The sequence below is a fragment of the Agrobacterium sp. El2ro-1b genome (assembly GCF_048298475.1).
In the GTDB taxonomy this organism is placed as follows: Bacteria; Pseudomonadota; Alphaproteobacteria; order Rhizobiales; family Rhizobiaceae; genus Agrobacterium; species Agrobacterium fabrum.
Genome location: NZ_CP103458.1, coordinates 2,719,972 through 2,736,616, shown reverse-complemented (window position 1 = coordinate 2,736,616; position 16,645 = coordinate 2,719,972). Strand labels below are relative to the sequence as shown.

Here is a 16,645-nt window from a genome sequence, read left to right as displayed (position 1 = left end):
GCTCACCCTTTTGCCAGACGCTGGTAGATGTGGACGATCGTGGGTCGGTACATATATTCCAGCGCGCCGGCGAACAGGATCACCAGACCCTGGATGACCACGATCATCTCGCGGGTAATGTTGGGCATCTCGAAGGAAAGGTCTGCGCCGCCCTGATAAAGAATTCCGAACAGCAATGCCGAGAAGATGATGCCGAGCGGATGACTTCGCCCCATCAGCGACACAGCAATGCCGACAAAGCCCGCACCGCCGACAAATTCCACCTGCAGGCGGGCGGACGCGCCCATGACCGGGTTCAGCGCCATCATGCCCGCCAAGCCGCCGGAAATGAGCATGGCGATGATGACGGTGCGTGAATAGGGAATGCCGGCATAGATGGCTGCCGACGGGCTGACGCCCAGCGTGCGCATTTCATAACCGAGCTTGGTGCGCCAGATCAGCACCCAGACAAGAAAACACATGAACAAAGCTATGAGGAAGGACACGTTGAACGGGGCCGGCCCGAGCTTGAGGCCGAACCACGCTATCAGCCAGTCGAGCTTCGGCAGTTGGCCACCGGGCAAGAAGGTGCGCGTTTCCGGCGCCATCTTGCCCGGCACGATCAGCACATTCACCAAAAGATAAACCATCAAGGCCGCAGCGATGAAGTTGAACATGATGGTGGTGATGACGACATGGCTACCGCGTTTGGCTTGAAGCCAGGCCGGAATAAAGGCCCAGGCGGCACCAAAAACCGCAGCACCGATGACGGCGAAGGGCATCGTCACATACCAGGGCACGTAACGGTCAAGCGCCAGCGCCACCAGCGCCGCACCCAGACCACCAACATAGGCCTGACCTTCGGAGCCGATGTTGAACAGACCGGCATGGAAGGCAACGGCAACGGAGAGGCCGGTGAAGATGAAGCTCGTCGTGTAAAATAGCGTGAAGCCAATGGCGTCACCTCGGCCGAGCGCGCCTTCGATCAGCAGGCGAAGCGCCGCCAGCGGGTTTTCCCCAATTGACCAGACGACGAGGCCGGAAATCAGGAAGGCGGTGACGACATTCAGCAGCGGCAACAGGCCGTAGCTGATCCAGTTTGGCAGGGGGGTGGAAGCGGTGCTCATTCATGCCTCATGCGGCGATACCGGCCATCATCAGGCCCAGCGTCTGTTCTTCGGCTTCCGCCGTTTTTTCTCCAACGACACGGCCCGCGAACATGACCATGATCCGGTCTGAAAGGGAACGGATTTCGTCGAGTTCGACCGAGACCAGCAAAATCGCCTTTCCGGCATCGCGCATCTCGATGATGCGGCGATGGATGAATTCGATCGCACCGATATCGACACCGCGGGTGGGCTGGCCGATGATCAGCATCTTCGGGTCGCGTTCGATTTCGCGGGCGACGACGATCTTCTGCTGGTTGCCGCCGGAAAAATTGGCTGTCTTCAGCTGCGGGTTCGGCGGACGGATATCGTATTTCTCGATCTTCTCGACCGCATCCTTGCGAATGGCCTCCGGGTTAAGGAAGGGTCCTTTGCCGTAACGCTCGTCATGGTGATAACCGAGGATGGAGTTTTCATATTCCTCGAATTTCAGCACCAGCCCCATATGGTGGCGGTCTTCCGGGATATGGGCGAGGCCAAGCTTGCGCAGGATCGCCGGATCGGGGCGGTCCACCTTCTGTCCGTCCACCCAGATTTCGCCGGAATGGGGCTTGCGGATGCCGGCGATAGCTTCCAGCAGTTCTGACTGACCATTGCCGGCAACACCGGCAATGCCGACGATTTCACCGGCGCGGACATCGAGCGAGACATCATCCACCATGGTGACGCCACGGCTGTCCTTGACGGTGAGATTGCGAATGGACAGCAACACATCGCCCGGCGTCGTCTCGCCCTTTTCTACCCGCAGCAGCACGCGGCGGCCAACCATCAGTTCGGCCAGTTCCTCGACACTCGTTTCGGATGTATTGCGGGTCGCCACCATTTCGCCGCGGCGCATGACGGAGACGGAATCCGTGATCGCCATGATTTCACGCAGCTTGTGGGTGATGAGAATGATGGTCTTGCCCTGCTCGCGCAGAACGCCAAGGATCTTGAACAGGTGATCCGCCTCAGCCGGGGTCAGGACACCGGTCGGCTCATCAAGGATCAGGATTTCGGCGCCACGATACATGGCTTTGAGGATTTCGACGCGCTGCTGCAGACCGACCGGCAGTTCCTCGATCACCGCATCGGGATCGACTTCCAGCCCGTAGTCGTCTTCAAGACGCTTCAGTTCCCTGCGCGCTCCTGCCCGGCCCCTGGCCAGCAGTGCGCCGCCTTCTGCACCCAGCATGACATTTTCCAGCACGGTGAAATTTTCCACCAGCATGAAATGCTGATGCACCATGCCGATGCCGGCACTGATCGCGGCCTGACTGTCACGGATCGTAACGGGCTTACCATTCACGCGGATTTCACCCGCGTCGGCCTGGTAAAAACCGTAGAGGATCGACATCAGGGTCGATTTTCCAGCACCGTTTTCCCCGATGATGCCGTGGATCGTACCCTTGGAAACGCTCAGATTGATATTTTTATTGGCGTGAACGGCACCGAATTTCTTGTCGATGCCCACGAGCTCGATTGCAGGGTCCATACTCAAACCTAACCTCTCCGAAGGCTGGATATGAAAAGGGCGCAAGATGAAAATTCATCATGCACCCCAGACACATATCATATCATTTCGGGCAGGAATTGTCCGCCATATAGTCATGAACCTTGACGGTGCCGGCGATGATGTCGGCTTTAGCCTTGTCCACGGCGGCGGTCATTTCCGGCGTGATAAGGGCCTTGTTGTTGTCATCAAGCGCGTAAGCCACGCCGTCTTCCTTGACGCCCAGCGCAACGATGCCGGGGGTGAACTTGTCGTCTTTGGCGTCCTTGTAGGCGTTGTAGACGGCCAGATCGACGCGCTTGACCATCGAGGTCAGAACGGAACCCGGATGCAGATGGTTCTGGTTGGAATCGACGCCGATCGAGAACTTCTTGTTGTCGGCAGCGGTCTGCAACACGCCGATACCGGTCGCGCCGGCTGCCGCGTAGATCACGTCCGCGCCCTGGTCGATCTGGTTCTTGGTGAGTTCACCGCCGCGCACCGGATCGTTCCAGGCAGCACCGGTGGTGCCGGTCATGTTCTGGAAGACTTCGATCTTGTCGTTGGCAGCCTTGGCGCCCTGCGCATAACCACAGGCGAACTTGCGGATCAGCGGAATATCCATGCCGCCGATGAAGCCGACCTTGCCGGTCTTGGACGCCATGCCGGCCAGAAGACCAACGAGGTAGGAACCTTCATGCTCCTTGTAGACGACGGAGCGGACATTCGGCAGCTCTACGACGGAATCAACGATCACGAACTTGGTATCGGGGAACTCGGCTGCGACCTTTTCCATGGCCGAGGTCCAGGCGAAGGATACGGCAACGACCGGGTTGAAGCCCTTGCTGGCAAAGTTGCGGATGGCCTGTTCGCCCTGCGTGTCGCTGGTCGGTTCGAAGTCACGGAAATCGATGCCCGTTTCCGCCTTGAACTTTTCAGCGCCGGCCGCAGCGGCCTCGTTGAACGACTTGTCGAACTTGCCGCCCGTGCCATAAACCAGCGCCGGCTTGATATCCGCGGCGAGCGCGGAAGCCGACATTGCGGCAAGCGCAAAAAGCGTCAGAAGGGATTTTTTCATTGTGCAGCCCTGTTGTTGCAATTGATATTTTAAGGGTCCTCCCGCAATCCCTTTAACCGGGAATGTCTGCGGAACCGCCAGCCGTTATCCCGGCTGTGCTTGCCTGATATCCTTGCATGGCTCAATGAAAAATTCATCCGGTTTTTTTGACCCGGTGGAAAAACTTTGATCTGGCGTTTTTTTAGTCTTTCCACCCGGGCTAGCTGCAAAAAATCTAGCCTATATTGCAGCTTACGCCGGTTCCCCTCAAGCCGCAGTAGCCGCCCGGGTTCTTGGCAAGATATTGCTGATGATAGTCCTCGGCATAATAAAATGTTTCAAGCGGGCCAATTTCGGTGGTGATGGCGTGGCCGTGGCCGGCCTCATCCAGAGCCTGCTGGAAAGCATCCCGAGCCTTCTGCGCCTGCTGCAACTGGCCTTCCGTCGTCGCATAAATGGCGGAACGATAGGTCGTGCCGACATCGTTGCCCTGTCGCATGCCTTGAGTCGGATCGTGCTCCTCGAAGAATATCTTGAGCAAGCCCGACAGCGAGATCACGGTCGGATCGTAGACCACCTTCACCACTTCGGCGTGGCCGGTCTGGCCGGTCGTCGTTTCCTGATAGGTTGGGTTGCGGGTAAAGCCGCCGGCATAACCCACCGCCGTCACCCACACGCCCGGCGTTTTCCAGAACAGCCGCTCTGCGCCCCAGAAGCAGCCCAAGCCGAGATAGATGATTTCCGAACCATCCGGATAAGGCCCCTTCAAAGTCCGGCCGTTCACGAAATGGGTTTCCGGCACCGCAAGTGCCTCTTCACGGCCGGGCAGAGCCGTTTCCTCGGTCGGCATCGTCGTCTTTTTTGAAAGCGTATCAAACAGGAACATTCGGTCCTCCGTGCGGCCGGTTCCGCCGCGTCTCAAGGGTTCACATCTACGAGGCGCTGGCTTTTCACCTTGTCAGACTGACGAGCGTCTCATCACTTTGAGCTTCCTGTAACCGGCCATCCAGCAAAGCAGGGATAACGCCAGGAAAAAGGCAAATGCAGGCACTACCGACAGGGCATTTTCAACGAAGCGCCACGCTTCAGGGTGAATATAGTGAGCCAAGGCCGCTTCCACCATGGTGCGCGAGGCAGGAAGAAGATAGTTCCAGACCGACAGGATGCCGGTAATGTTGACCGAGGATGTGGAAACCGAGCGGATCGAGTCAAGCACGCCGAGAAAAATCGCCGCAATAAGGAGAAGAAAGCTCAAAAACCGCAAAAAAGCTTTCATCAGGCGCACCTCGGCTACGGCCCATCGTTTCGATAGCCACGTTTTAAAACATATAATGCATCGATAAAGCCGGGAAAACCGGTTTGCAACCGCATCGAAAGGCAGGAAATTGCCGACATTTCAAAAAACTGTCAGATTCGTGTTGATCCCTGCGAATTCATCGGTATATATCGCGCCGTTCCAGTGATTTGCATTTCTTCAAAACATGCAGATTTGAAAAAAGGACAGGTGGCCGAGTGGTTTAAGGCGCACGCCTGGAACGCGTGTGTGCGTGAAAGCGTACCGTGGGTTCGAATCCCACCCTGTCCGCCATTTCTCCTTGCCATTGCCGAGTCTGACCATTGCAAGTCTCTGCCATGTGTTGCGACAAGGGTCCTCACTTAACGTCGTCTCACGCCGCGTTTTCCCGTTTCCATCGGCCTTGATGGCTATGCTTCTGCACAGACAACGGTTTCCTGCGCTTTTTGCTGCGCTTCCCCCTCTCTTGCGCCTTGCAGCAGGAAAAATCGCTCCTTATATACGCCGCATAACAGCAGCGAAGGCTGCAAATCCAAGTCAAGGTGCTGTCACAGGAATGCCTCACGGGGTTCAGACAGCTCGCTTCAAGGAGAGAAGAGCATGGCAAAAGTAATCGGTATCGACCTTGGCACGACCAACTCCTGCGTCGCAGTGATGGATGGCAAGGACACGAAAGTAATTGAAAACGCAGAAGGCGCGCGTACCACGCCGTCGATGGTGGCATTTTCCGACGATGGCGAACGCCTTGTCGGCCAGCCGGCCAAGCGTCAGGCAGTCACCAACCCGACCAACACCCTGTTTGCGGTCAAGCGCCTTATCGGCCGCCGTTATGAAGACCCGACCGTTGAGAAGGACAAGGCACTCGTCCCCTTCGAAATCGTCAAGGGCGACAATGGCGACGCCTGGGTGAAGGCTCAGGACAAGAATTATTCCCCTTCGCAGATTTCCGCGATGATCCTGCAGAAGATGAAGGAAACGGCTGAATCCTATCTCGGCGAAAAGGTCGAGAAGGCCGTCATCACCGTTCCGGCCTACTTTAACGACGCCCAGCGTCAGGCCACCAAGGATGCTGGCCGCATCGCCGGTCTCGATGTTCTGCGTATCATCAACGAGCCGACAGCGGCTGCACTCGCCTACGGCCTCGACAAGAAGGAAGGCAAGACCATTGCCGTTTACGACCTTGGTGGCGGCACGTTCGATATTTCCGTTCTGGAAATCGGCGACGGCGTCTTTGAAGTGAAGTCGACCAATGGTGATACCTTCCTTGGCGGTGAAGACTTCGACATGCGCCTGGTCGAATATCTGGCCGGCGAGTTCAAGAAAGATCAGGGCATCGACCTGAAGAACGACAAGCTCGCTTTGCAGCGCCTCAAGGAAGCTGCCGAAAAGGCGAAAATCGAGCTTTCGTCCTCGCAGCAGACCGAAATCAACCTGCCGTTCATCACGGCGGACGCTTCCGGTCCGAAGCATCTGACGCTGAAACTCACCCGCGCCAAGTTCGAAAGCCTGGTTGACGATCTGGTGCAGCGCACTGTTGCTCCTTGCAAGGCGGCACTGAAGGATGCCGGCGTTACCGCGGCCGAGATCGATGAAGTCGTTCTCGTCGGGGGCATGAGCCGCATGCCGAAGGTTCAAGAAGTCGTCAAGCAGCTGTTCGGCAAGGAGCCGCACAAGGGTGTGAACCCGGATGAAGTGGTTGCCATGGGCGCCGCCATCCAGGCCGGCGTCCTGCAGGGCGACGTCAAGGACGTTCTGCTGCTCGACGTGACCCCGCTGTCGCTCGGCATCGAAACGCTGGGTGGCGTCTTCACCCGTCTGATCGATCGCAACACGACGATCCCGACGAAGAAGAGCCAGACCTTCTCGACCGCCGAAGATAACCAGTCGGCCGTGACCATCCGCGTTTCGCAGGGCGAGCGTGAAATGGCGCAGGACAACAAGCTGCTCGGCCAGTTCGACCTCGTCGGCCTGCCGCCGTCGCCGCGTGGCGTTCCGCAGATCGAAGTGACCTTCGATATTGACGCCAACGGCATCGTGCAGGTGTCCGCCAAGGACAAGGGCACCGGCAAGGAGCAGCAGATCCGCATCCAGGCCTCCGGTGGTCTCTCCGACGCCGACATCGAAAAGATGGTGAAGGATGCCGAAGCCAATGCCGAGGCCGACAAGAAGCGTCGTGCGGGTGTCGAAGCGAAAAACCAGGCCGAAAGCCTTATTCACTCCACCGAAAAGTCGGTGAAGGAATATGGCGACAAGGTTTCCGAGAGCGACCGCAAGGCGATCGAAGACGCCATTGCCAGCCTGAAGACCGCTGTCGAAGCCGCTGAGCCTGACGCAGACGACATTCAGGCCAAGACCCAGACCCTCATGGAAGTCTCCATGAAGCTCGGTCAGGCCATCTACGAAGCACAGCAGGCCGAGGCCGGTGATGCTTCCGCAGAAGGCAAGGATGACGTCGTCGATGCCGACTATGAAGAAATCAAGGACGACAAGAAGTCCGCATAATCGCGTGGCTTCCCTAATCCTCACACCATATGCAAGACATCCGGCTGCCGACGTGCAGCCGGAAATCCATTTGCGGGGCTTGTTATCTTAATGGCGAAAGCAGACTTTTACGAAACACTTGGCGTCAGCAAGACCGCGGACGAAAAAGAGCTGAAAAGCGCCTTCCGCAAACTCGCGATGAAGTTCCATCCGGACAAAAACCCTGATGATGCCGATTCCGAACGGAAATTCAAAGAAATCAACGAAGCATACGAAACGCTGAAGGACCCGCAGAAGCGCGCGGCCTATGACCGTTTCGGCCACGCCGCCTTTGAAAATGGCGGTATGGGTGGCGGCGGAATGGGCGGTGGCGGTTTCGCCAATGGCGGTTTCTCCGATATTTTCGAAGACATCTTCGGCGAGATGATGGGCGGTGGCCGTGCGCGCCGCTCTTCCGGCGGACGCGAGCGCGGCGCCGACCTTCGCTACAATATGGAAATCACGCTGGAAGAAGCCTTTGCCGGCAAGACGGCGCAGATCAGGGTTCCGACCTCGATTACCTGCGACGTCTGTTCCGGCTCGGGCGCCAAGCCTGGCACGCAGCCCAAGACATGCGCAACCTGCCAGGGCTCCGGCCGCGTGCGCGCGGCACAGGGCTTCTTCTCGGTGGAACGCACCTGCCCGACCTGCCACGGCCGCGGGCAGACGATCTCCGACCCCTGCGGCAAGTGCCATGGTCAGGGTCGTGTGACGGAAGAGCGTTCGCTGTCCGTCAACATTCCCTCGGGCATCGAGGACGGCACGCGCATTCGCCTGCAGGGCGAAGGCGAAGCCGGTATGCGCGGCGGGCCGGCGGGCGATCTCTATATCTTCCTGTCCGTGCGTCCGCATGAGTTCTTCCAGCGCGACGGCGCCGATCTTTATTGCACCGTGCCGATCTCGATGACCACGGCAGCGCTTGGCGGCACTTTCGATGTCACGACACTTGATGGCACGAAATCGCGCGTCACGGTTCCGGAAGGCACCCAGCCGGGCAAGCAGTTCCGTCTGAAGGGCAAGGGCATGCCGGTGCTGCGTTCAGCGCAGACGGGTGATCTCTACATCCAGATTCAGATCGAGACGCCACAGAAGCTCAGCAAACGCCAGCGTGAGCTGTTGCAGGAGTTTGAGCAGCTTTCCTCCAAGGAGAATAATCCGGAATCGACGGGCTTCTTTGCCCGGATGAAGGAATTCTTCGACGGCTGATCGCCGCCGGTCTTAAACATCAGAAACGCCGCCATCCTTCGGGACTGGCGGCGTTTTTGTTTTGGGTTCAGCCGGAAAAACCGCCCTCTTCCAGATATTGCCGTTCCTCCGGCGTCGTTTCCCGCAGCAATATCCCGTTGCGATGCGGAAAGCGGCCGAAACGCTCGACGATATCGCGATGTTCTTCGGCATGGTGGAGATAAAGACCGCCAAGCGGCTGGTTAAGATCACAGGCGCGCTGCTGAGCCGCGATATCTTCCGCATGCGAGAACGGCAGATAGAAGAAAACGCGTAAATCCTCGCTCACCGCCTGATCATGACCACGGCGGATGACCTCGTCGGCAAAGAACCGCGCCAGCGGGTCCGTGGCATACATATGAGCGGTGCCGCGAAAGCAGTTGCGCGGGAACTGATCCAGCAGAAGCATCAAAGCGAGGCTGCTTTCTGCACCCGCGAGCCAGCCATCCAGTTCACGCCTTGCGGCAGCGAAATGGGGGTCTCGAAAACGGTCATGAAAGTGATTGTCGAAAGCGGTATCTTTATCGAACCATTTGTCCGGCCCGGCCTTTTTCCAGAAATTGACGATTTCGGCCGCCAGTGCGGCTGTGTCGTTTTTCATCGGGTGCTCCCTGTCAGTAGTGCGGTGGGCGGGTGATGGCAGGCGCGTCCAGCGATTGTTCCTCAAGGCTCAGGAACCTCTCCGTCAAGCGGTCGAGCTTGGCGCGGGTCTGCTCCACGACCTTCCACTGTTCCGTCAACTGGTCGGACAGTTCCTCGATGGTCTTTGCCTGATGCGCGATGGTTTCCTCGAGCGCAATAATCCGTTTTTCGGTTTCCGACGTCATATCGACCTCTCTTTCCCGCCCTTCCTTGGGCCTAAAGGCTCATGAGTCAACCATATGTCGCTTTCGTGAAGCGAATTCGTCACCGCCAAAGCAGAGACAAAAAAGCCGGCGATGTTTCCATCGCCGGCATCTGGAGTTGCTGGAATTCTCAGTCTTCTTCTACGAAAACCTCTTCGCGTTTTTTCTTGACGCTCGGCAGAAAGACGACGATCAGCACCGCGAGCGCAATGAAAAGCAGAGTGGCGCTGATCGGCCGGGTGACGAAAGTGGTCGCATCGCCGCGCGACAGGATCATCGCGCGCCGCAGGTTCTCCTCTAGCAGCGGCCCGAGCACGAAGCCCAGGAGCAGCGGGGCAGGTTCGCAGCGCAATTTCACCAGCACGTAACCGATGAAACCGAAGAAGGCGACGGCGTAGAGATCAAAGACGTTGGAATTGACGCTGTAGACCCCGATGGCGCAGAAGGCCATGATGATGGGGAACAGCACGTAATAAGGCACCGTCAAGAGCTTAACCCACAGTCCTATCAGCGGTAGGTTCAGGATGACGAGCATCAGGTTGCCGATCCACATGGAGGCGATGATGCCCCAGAACAGCGCCGGCTGTTCCGTCGCGACGTTCGGACCCGGTACGATGCCCTGGATGATCATCGCACCAATCATCAGCGCCATCACCGGATTAGCGGGGATGCCGAGGGTGAGCAGCGGAATGAAGGACGTCTGGGCACCGGCATTGTTGGCCGATTCCGGACCGGCAACACCGGCCACCGCGCCATGCCCGAATTCTTCCGGGTTCTTGGAGACACGTTTTTCGACGGTATAGGATGCAAATGCCGCGAGGATGGCGCCACCACCGGGCAGAATACCGAGTGCAGAACCGATGGCGGTGCCGCGCAGCACCGGACCGATCATGGCTTTGAAGTCCTCCTTCGACGGCATCAGGCTGCTGACTTTGGCGATCAGCACCGAGCGGGTGCGCTCGTTTTCGAGGTTGCGCAGGATTTCGGCGATACCGAAGACACCGACCGCCACCGCCACGAAATTCAAGCCATCGGCATATTCGCGAATGCCGAGGGTGAAGCGCGGCGTGCCACTATAAATATCCGTGCCGACAAGACCGAGCAGCAGGCCAAGCACGACCATGGCCAGCGCCTTGACGATGGAGCCATGGGCAAGGGCGATCGATGACACGAGGCCGACGACCATCAGCGAGAAATATTCCGCCGCGCCGAATTCCAGCGCAATCGCCGTCAAGGGCGGTGCGAAGATCGCCACGAGGAAGGTGGAGACCGTGCCGGCAAAGAACGAGCCGATGGCGGCAATGGCAAGTGCGGCACCCGCCTTGCCCTTGCGTGCCATCTGATAGCCATCGATGGCGGTGACGGCTGAGGACGATTCACCGGGCATATTGATCAGGATGGCGGTGGTGGAGCCGCCATATTGCGCGCCATAATAAATGCCGGCGAGCATGATCAGCGACGAGACGGGTTCGAGCTGGAACGTGATCGGCAGCAGCATGGCGATGGTCGCCGTCGCGCCGATACCGGGCAGCACGCCGATCAGGGTGCCAAGCAGCACGCCGATCAAGCAGAAAAACAGGTTTGCCAGCGATGAGGCGGTGGTGAAACCGAGAGCAAGATTATTGAGCAGATCCATCGCAGCACCTCAAAATTTAAGCCAGGGGCCAAAGCGCTGGAACGGCAGGCCGAGACCATAATTGAAAACAGCAACGGAAAAGACCGTGATGGCCGCGGAAAGAATGACCGCCATGAGCGGGCTCATCTTGTGCGAGGCGAAGGAGGCGATGAGCGCGCTGAAAAACAGTGCGGGCACAAAGCCAAGACCCCGGACAGTGAAACCGAAAAAGATCGGCGCTGGCAGAATAAAAAATATGCCGCGCCAGGCGATTGCTCCGATCCCCTCACCGGCCGGGCGGGCCGACCGCAGGAATATGATGCCGCCGAGCACGATCAGGATGATTGCCAGAACGATCGGGAAATAGCCGGGGCCCATACGAAAGGCGGTTCCGATTTCCAGCCCATAGGACTGCAAGGCGAAAAAGACGCCGAGCCCCATGAAAATTGCCCCGCAAATTGCCTCGGCAGGGTCATTAAATAAAGACTTCATGAAAGATGCCCCTCCATCACGGCCGGCATAACACCGGTCAGCCTGTTGAAATGATCGCTGGAGACCGGCGGCGAAAGACCGCCGGTCGTTCCGCGTTCATCAGTCGGCATATTGGCCGGCGGACTCGATGACCGGCTTCCAGCGAGCAATTTCGCTTTCAAGCTTGGCCTTGAGCGCCGCCGGCGTCGCATCGCTCTCCGACGAGGGCGTGGTGCCGAGTTCGGCAAAACGGGCCGCGACATTCTTGTCCTTCAGCGCCACCTGCAGCGACTTGGAGAGCTTCTCGTTGATTTCGGCAGGCGTACCCTTCGGCGTGTAGATACCGTGCCAGATACCCACCTCAAGCTTCGGCAAGCCCGCTTCGACAACCGTCGGCACATCCGGCAGGACGTCGAGCCGCTTGGCCGTCGTTACGGCATAGGCTTTCACGGTTCCGCCCTGGATCTGCTTGGTGGTGTTGGTGGTCTGGTCGCACATAATATCGACCTGGCCGCCGAGCAGGTCGGTCATAGCCGGGCCTGTGCCTTTGTAAGGGACTGTGACGAGCGGCGTCTCGATGGCGCTCATGAACAGCATGCCGCACAGATGCGAGGCGGCGCCGATGCCAGCATTGGCGACGGTGACTTTATCCTTGTTCGCCTTGGCGTAGTCGATCAAGCCCTTGAGGTCCGTGGTCTCGAGGTTCTTGCGCGACAGGATGGTCATGGGCACTTCGGTGACGAGACCGACATATTCGAATGCATTCGTCGTGTCGTAAGCGAGCTTGCGATAAAGCGTGGCGCTGGTGGCCATGCCGATGTGATGCAGAAGGACGGTATAACCGTCCGGATCAGCCGATGCCACGCGACCTGCTCCGAGCGTGCCGCCCGCGCCGCCGACATTTTCGACGATGATCTGTTGGCCAAGATCCTTCGACATGGATTCTGCGACAAGGCGCGCGACCGTGTCCGTCGGGCCGCCGGCGGCAAAGGGCACGACCATAGTGATATTACGCTCGGGATAGTTCTGAGCGGATGCGGACAGCGCAAAAAGGGAAACGGCAGCGGCGGCAGCAAGGCCGGTAACTGTGTTCAGTATTTTCATCGATTCCTCCCGGATGAAAATGATCGCCACTTCAGCCGCGCATGCTCCTCCATGGCGGCCGGGGTGACGATATTTGCGGTCGGGGATCGCCGTTCAGCAACGGTGCTCTCATCGCAAGGTTCACTTTTATCGCTGTCGTGGAATGGCAATGGGTGGATTTCAACCCATAGGGCTTCTTCCATGGGTGGAAAACCACCCATCAGACCTCAGTCATGTGCCGATGCAACCCGTATTTCTGCATTTTTTCGTAAAGCGTTTTGCGTGAAATGCCGAGGCTCTCATAGACGGATTTCAAATTTCCACCATGTGCGGCGATGGCATGCGCGATCAGGCTTTTTTCATAAGCGGCAACCCGTGGCGCCAGCGTCGAGGTGCCGTCATCATGAAACGCCAGCGACGCCTCAGACACATCGCTTTCCAGACCGAGCACGAAACGATCCGCGGCATTGCGCAATTCCCGCACGTTGCCCGGCCATTCCCGCAGCGAAACAGCGGAAAGCAGATGCTGCGGCACGTCCATATCTTCCCGCCCGTAACGGGCAGCGGCTTCCCGCACCAGATGCAGGAAGAGCAGCGGTATGTCCGCACTCCGCTGCGAAAGCGAAGGCACGAGAAGCGTCGCCACATTCAGGCGATAAAGAAGGTCAGCGCGGAACCGGCCAGCCGCGACTTCCTGCTCCAGATCGACCTTGCTGGTGGCGATGAAGCGGACATCGAGTTCGACGGTTTCATTGGAGCCGAGACGGGTAATCACCCGCTCCTGCAAGACGCGCAGGAAGCGCCCCTGCAATTCGAAGGGCATGGAGCCAATCTCATCCAGCAGGATGGTGCCGCCGCGGGCATGTTCGAACTTTCCATAACGGGAGCGCAGTGCGCCCGGAAAAGCACCGGCCTCATGGCCGAACAGTTCGCTTTCGATCAGCGTCTGCGGAAGGGCGGCGCAATTGATCGCGACGAAGGGCCGGTTGGCTCTGGTGCTGATATCATGCAGCGCCCGCGCCACCACCTCCTTGCCGGCGCCAGTGTCACCCACGATCAACGTATCGGCGTCTGTCGCGCCGATGGCGCGGATGCGATAGCGCAGATCGACCATGACCTGGGTTCTGCCGGGCAGGCGTGTTTCGAGATCGTCATGTTTGCCGGCCACCGCCTTCAGGCGGCGATTTTCCAGTACCAGTGCGCGCCGGTCATTTGCCCTCTTGATGATGCCGGCGAGATATTGCGGGGTGAAGGGTTTCTCGATGAAGTCATAAGCGCCGTTGCGCATGGCGTTGACGGCAAGCTGCACATCGCCATGGCCCGTCATCAGGATAACGGGTATTTCCGGGTCAAGCTCCCGCACCTTCTGCAGCAGCGTCATGCCATCCATGCCGGGCATGCGGATATCGCTGACCACGACGCCATCGAAGCTGTAGCCGATCAGTTCGAGCGCGTGTTCGGCGCTAGCCAGCATGGTGACGGCAAAACCGGAAAGTTCCAGTGCCTGCGCGGTAGAAAAGCGCAGTTCCTCCTCGTCATCGATCAACAGAACCCGCGACATGGTCATTCCGCAGCGACCTCCACGCGCCAGGTGGCGGCTGGCAATTCGATCTCGAATTCCGCCCCGCCCTCTTCATGGTTTCGCACCCGCAGCTGGCCGCCGAAATCCTTGATGATGTTGTAGGAGATGGAGAGGCCGAGACCGAGGCCACGACCCACACCCTTGGTGGTGAAGAACGGATCGAAGATGCGCTCCGAAATCGCCGCCGGCACGCCGGGACCATGGTCGCGGATGAAAATCGATACCGCCTGACCGTGCTGTACCGCCTGTAGCGAGATGCGGCGATCTTCGCGCCCTTCCACGGCATCGGCAGCATTGGAGATGATGTTGACGAGGACCTGCTGCAGGCGCACCGGACCAGCTTTCACCGCAAGCGGCACCGGGCCAAGATCGACATCCAGCATTGCATCGGCGGCCTTCAGCCGCGGGCCGACGATTTCGAGCGTATCGCGAAGGACGGTTTCCAGACCCACCGCTGCCGTTTTCTCGTTGGGTTTGCGGGCAAAGTTTCTGAGATGTTTGCTGATCGACGCCATACGGTCGATCAGGCCGGAAATACGCCTGAGATTTTCCGTCACCTCTTCCAGACGCCCGCGCTCCACCAGAAGTGAGGCGTTTTCGGCATAGTTCTTGGCGGCTGCCAGCGGCTGGTTGAATTCGTGAGACAGGGCCGCCGACATCTGCCCAAGTGCCGCCAGCTTGCCCGCCTGTACCAGATCATTCTGCATCTTGCGCAGCTGCTTTTCGGTCTGGCGTCGCTCGGCGATCTCGTGTTTGATTTCCTGATTGACCCGTGCCAGATCGGCCGTGCGCTCCTCCACCCGGCGCTCCAGCTCCGCCTGCGCTTCCGCCTGATGGGTCAGGCGTTCGCGCAGACGCCGCCGTCTCTGCAGCATGGCGGCAATCAGCGCCGCAGCGAGGCACAGACAGAGGATGATCGCAATCATCGCGGTCTTGACCTGCGTGCGCAGCGAGCCCGTATCCATCAGCACGCTGACGGTCCAGCCGGCATCCTGCATCGGCTGCGACAGGACCATATATTCCCTATCACCATCATTCTGGGCGATCGTCATCAGCTGGTGTGCGCCGAAATTGCCGTTTTTAAGCGGTAGTTCCGTGAGGGTCGCATTGGCATAACGACGGGAGGCTTCGGTGCGGGCCAGCCTCTCCGGCGTCAGCGGCATCAGGCCGGAATAAAGCCATTGCGGCGTGCCGGTCATGAAGATGATGCCTTCCGGGTCCGAAACCAGAATACGGTTTTCGCCATCCCCGAATGACGCCTCTATGCCTTCAATATCGACCTTGAAGACGATGACGCCCTTGATTTCTTCATTGAACAGAATCGGCGCGGAGAAATAATAACCGCGCTTGTGGGAGGTGGTGCCGAGCGCGAAAAAGCGGGACTTGAGGCCCTTGGCGGCATCCTGAAAATAGGGCCGGTAACTGAAATTCTCGCCGACGAAGCTCGTTGGCCCATCGTAGTTGCTGGCCGCGATCGTCTCCCCATCCAGCGTGATGATATAGATATCGGAGGATTCCAGCAGGGTGTTGATGGATTTGAGGTAGACATTGGCACGCTGGCGCAGGGCTTCATCCTTGGGATGCGCGACCAGTTCCTCGATGTCGTCGTGATCGGCAATCAGCGCGGGAAGCGGCTCATAGCGGCTCAGGAGCCCGCCAAGTGCCGAGACGGCGAGCCGGAGCGTCGTGTGGCCCTGATCGGACATTTCGCCGAAATAGCTTTCCGCGATGATGCCGCCACCTCTGGTCACGGCGCCATAACCGAGACCGAGGCCGAGAAACATCAACAAAATCCAGCGATATTTCACCGAAACTCCCCTCCTGCCGCAGGTCTCAAACCCGCACTCCCTAAACGAGTGTAGGAGGAGTGGCGGAATTTTCCAAGTGAACGGAAAGGCAGCCGGACAGTCCTGAAAACAAAAAACCGGCCACGAGGACCGGTTTTTTGCAAAGATAATGTCGGAAAAGCTTATGCGCTTTCCTTCGGCGTCAGAACCTGACGGCCGCGATACATACCGGTCTTCAGATCGATATGGTGCGGACGGCGCAGTTCGCCGGAGTTCTTGTCTTCAACGTAGGTTGCAGACTTGAGACCGTCAGCCGAGCGGCGCATGCCACGCTTGGACGGGCTTGTTTTTCTTTTTGGTACAGCCATTTTTGTTACTCCACTTAAGCGGCGAAACAACGGAACCGGCCAGAACCAAAGGCCGAATGTCGGATGTCTCGATATCGGAAATTTGGCGCGCTTATACATGCCCAAACGGGCTTTGACCAGCCCTGCCGCGCATCTTTTTCCGATTCAGCGGAATCGATATGCAGAACCGCATCGGGTTGCTGC

The 16,645-nt window shown here is 58.6% G+C and carries 15 protein-coding genes and 1 tRNA gene; 3 read left to right on the top strand and 13 right to left on the bottom strand.

Annotation, left to right across the window (positions count from 1 at the left end; translation table 11 throughout):
* Positions 1-2: 2 nt before the first annotated feature.
* The 5 genes from NYR50_RS13320 to NYR50_RS13300 form a co-directional block, all read right to left on the bottom strand.
* Entirely contained in the window at positions 3-1,106 is a 1,104-nt protein-coding gene (locus NYR50_RS13320; protein WP_418136249.1) for an ABC transporter permease, read from the bottom strand.
* Positions 1,107-1,113: 7 nt separating this feature from the next.
* Positions 1,114-2,619 (bottom strand): ABC transporter ATP-binding protein, encoded by a 1,506-nt coding sequence (locus NYR50_RS13315; protein ID WP_418137306.1) that lies wholly within the window; start codon positions 2,617-2,619, stop codon positions 1,114-1,116.
* An 82-nt stretch (positions 2,620-2,701) separates the two neighbouring features.
* Positions 2,702-3,694: a BMP family lipoprotein gene (locus tag NYR50_RS13310; RefSeq protein WP_006309949.1), complete on the bottom strand. Its 993-nt coding sequence runs from the start codon at positions 3,692-3,694 to the stop codon at positions 2,702-2,704.
* Positions 3,695-3,908: 214 nt separating this feature from the next.
* Positions 3,909-4,559, bottom strand: coding sequence for a peptide-methionine (S)-S-oxide reductase MsrA (msrA, locus tag NYR50_RS13305; protein ID WP_174006334.1), 651 nt, complete (start codon positions 4,557-4,559; stop codon positions 3,909-3,911).
* A 72-nt stretch (positions 4,560-4,631) separates the two neighbouring features.
* On the bottom strand, positions 4,632-4,949 hold the full coding sequence (locus NYR50_RS13300; protein ID WP_418136248.1) for a hypothetical protein: 318 nt from the start codon (positions 4,947-4,949) through the stop codon (positions 4,632-4,634).
* A 222-nt stretch (positions 4,950-5,171) separates the two neighbouring features.
* On the opposite strand from NYR50_RS13300, the gene NYR50_RS13295 reads away from it, so the two are divergent.
* From NYR50_RS13295 to dnaJ, 3 genes are all read left to right on the top strand, one after another.
* Positions 5,172-5,261 (top strand) — tRNA-Ser (locus tag NYR50_RS13295).
* 306 nt (positions 5,262-5,567) lie between these two features.
* Positions 5,568-7,469, top strand: coding sequence for a molecular chaperone DnaK (gene dnaK, locus NYR50_RS13290; protein WP_418136247.1), 1,902 nt, complete (start codon positions 5,568-5,570; stop codon positions 7,467-7,469).
* A 90-nt stretch (positions 7,470-7,559) separates the two neighbouring features.
* Complete coding sequence (dnaJ, locus tag NYR50_RS13285) at positions 7,560-8,693, top strand: molecular chaperone DnaJ (RefSeq protein WP_006309945.1); 1,134 nt, start codon at positions 7,560-7,562, stop codon at positions 8,691-8,693.
* 67 nt (positions 8,694-8,760) lie between these two features.
* Here the strand turns inward: dnaJ and NYR50_RS13280 are convergent, their stop codons facing one another.
* From NYR50_RS13280 to rpmF, 8 genes are all read right to left on the bottom strand, one after another.
* Entirely contained in the window at positions 8,761-9,312 is a 552-nt protein-coding gene (locus NYR50_RS13280) for a DUF924 family protein (RefSeq protein WP_418136246.1), read from the bottom strand.
* A 13-nt stretch (positions 9,313-9,325) separates the two neighbouring features.
* On the bottom strand, positions 9,326-9,538 hold the full coding sequence (locus tag NYR50_RS13275) for a SlyX family protein (RefSeq protein ID WP_013635242.1): 213 nt from the start codon (positions 9,536-9,538) through the stop codon (positions 9,326-9,328).
* A 148-nt stretch (positions 9,539-9,686) separates the two neighbouring features.
* Positions 9,687-11,192 (bottom strand): tripartite tricarboxylate transporter permease, encoded by a 1,506-nt coding sequence (locus NYR50_RS13270; protein ID WP_418136245.1) that lies wholly within the window; start codon positions 11,190-11,192, stop codon positions 9,687-9,689.
* 9 nt (positions 11,193-11,201) lie between these two features.
* Positions 11,202-11,663, bottom strand: coding sequence for a tripartite tricarboxylate transporter TctB family protein (locus tag NYR50_RS13265; RefSeq protein ID WP_418136244.1), 462 nt, complete (start codon positions 11,661-11,663; stop codon positions 11,202-11,204).
* Positions 11,664-11,762: 99 nt separating this feature from the next.
* Complete coding sequence (locus tag NYR50_RS13260) at positions 11,763-12,746, bottom strand: tripartite tricarboxylate transporter substrate-binding protein (protein ID WP_174006316.1); 984 nt, start codon at positions 12,744-12,746, stop codon at positions 11,763-11,765.
* 199 nt (positions 12,747-12,945) lie between these two features.
* Positions 12,946-14,292 carry a sigma-54-dependent transcriptional regulator gene (locus NYR50_RS13255; RefSeq protein WP_418136243.1) on the bottom strand — a complete coding sequence of 449 codons (1,347 nt, stop codon included), beginning with the start codon at positions 14,290-14,292 and terminating at the stop codon, positions 12,946-12,948.
* Positions 14,289-16,091: a sensor histidine kinase gene (locus NYR50_RS13250; RefSeq protein ID WP_418137305.1), complete on the bottom strand. Its 1,803-nt coding sequence runs from the start codon at positions 16,089-16,091 to the stop codon at positions 14,289-14,291. Before NYR50_RS13250 ends, NYR50_RS13255 begins: the two co-directional genes overlap by 4 nt.
* A 185-nt stretch (positions 16,092-16,276) precedes the next feature.
* Positions 16,277-16,462 carry a 50S ribosomal protein L32 gene (rpmF, locus tag NYR50_RS13245; protein ID WP_003507205.1) on the bottom strand — a complete coding sequence of 62 codons (186 nt, stop codon included), beginning with the start codon at positions 16,460-16,462 and terminating at the stop codon, positions 16,277-16,279.
* Positions 16,463-16,645: the final 183 nt, after the last annotated feature.

Excerpts from the sequence above, each read along its gene's own strand:
- NYR50_RS13320 (WP_418136249.1), bottom strand. The coding sequence starts at position 1,106 with ATGAGCACCGCTTCCACCCCCCTGCCAAACTGGATCAGCTACGGCCTG.
- NYR50_RS13315 (WP_418137306.1), bottom strand. The coding sequence starts at position 2,619 with ATGGACCCTGCAATCGAGCTCGTGGGCATCGACAAGAAATTCGGTGCC.
- NYR50_RS13310 (WP_006309949.1), bottom strand. The coding sequence starts at position 3,694 with ATGAAAAAATCCCTTCTGACGCTTTTTGCGCTTGCCGCAATGTCGGCT.
- msrA (WP_174006334.1), bottom strand. The coding sequence starts at position 4,559 with ATGTTCCTGTTTGATACGCTTTCAAAAAAGACGACGATGCCGACCGAG.
- NYR50_RS13300 (WP_418136248.1), bottom strand. The coding sequence starts at position 4,949 with ATGAAAGCTTTTTTGCGGTTTTTGAGCTTTCTTCTCCTTATTGCGGCG.
- dnaK (WP_418136247.1), top strand. The coding sequence starts at position 5,568 with ATGGCAAAAGTAATCGGTATCGACCTTGGCACGACCAACTCCTGCGTC.
- dnaJ (WP_006309945.1), top strand. The coding sequence starts at position 7,560 with ATGGCGAAAGCAGACTTTTACGAAACACTTGGCGTCAGCAAGACCGCG.
- NYR50_RS13280 (WP_418136246.1), bottom strand. The coding sequence starts at position 9,312 with ATGAAAAACGACACAGCCGCACTGGCGGCCGAAATCGTCAATTTCTGG.
- NYR50_RS13275 (WP_013635242.1), bottom strand. The coding sequence starts at position 9,538 with ATGACGTCGGAAACCGAAAAACGGATTATTGCGCTCGAGGAAACCATC.
- NYR50_RS13270 (WP_418136245.1), bottom strand. The coding sequence starts at position 11,192 with ATGGATCTGCTCAATAATCTTGCTCTCGGTTTCACCACCGCCTCATCG.
- NYR50_RS13265 (WP_418136244.1), bottom strand. The coding sequence starts at position 11,663 with ATGAAGTCTTTATTTAATGACCCTGCCGAGGCAATTTGCGGGGCAATT.
- NYR50_RS13260 (WP_174006316.1), bottom strand. The coding sequence starts at position 12,746 with ATGAAAATACTGAACACAGTTACCGGCCTTGCTGCCGCCGCTGCCGTT.
- NYR50_RS13255 (WP_418136243.1), bottom strand. The coding sequence starts at position 14,292 with ATGACCATGTCGCGGGTTCTGTTGATCGATGACGAGGAGGAACTGCGC.
- NYR50_RS13250 (WP_418137305.1), bottom strand. The coding sequence starts at position 16,091 with ATGTTTCTCGGCCTCGGTCTCGGTTATGGCGCCGTGACCAGAGGTGGC.
- rpmF (WP_003507205.1), bottom strand. The coding sequence starts at position 16,462 with ATGGCTGTACCAAAAAGAAAAACAAGCCCGTCCAAGCGTGGCATGCGC.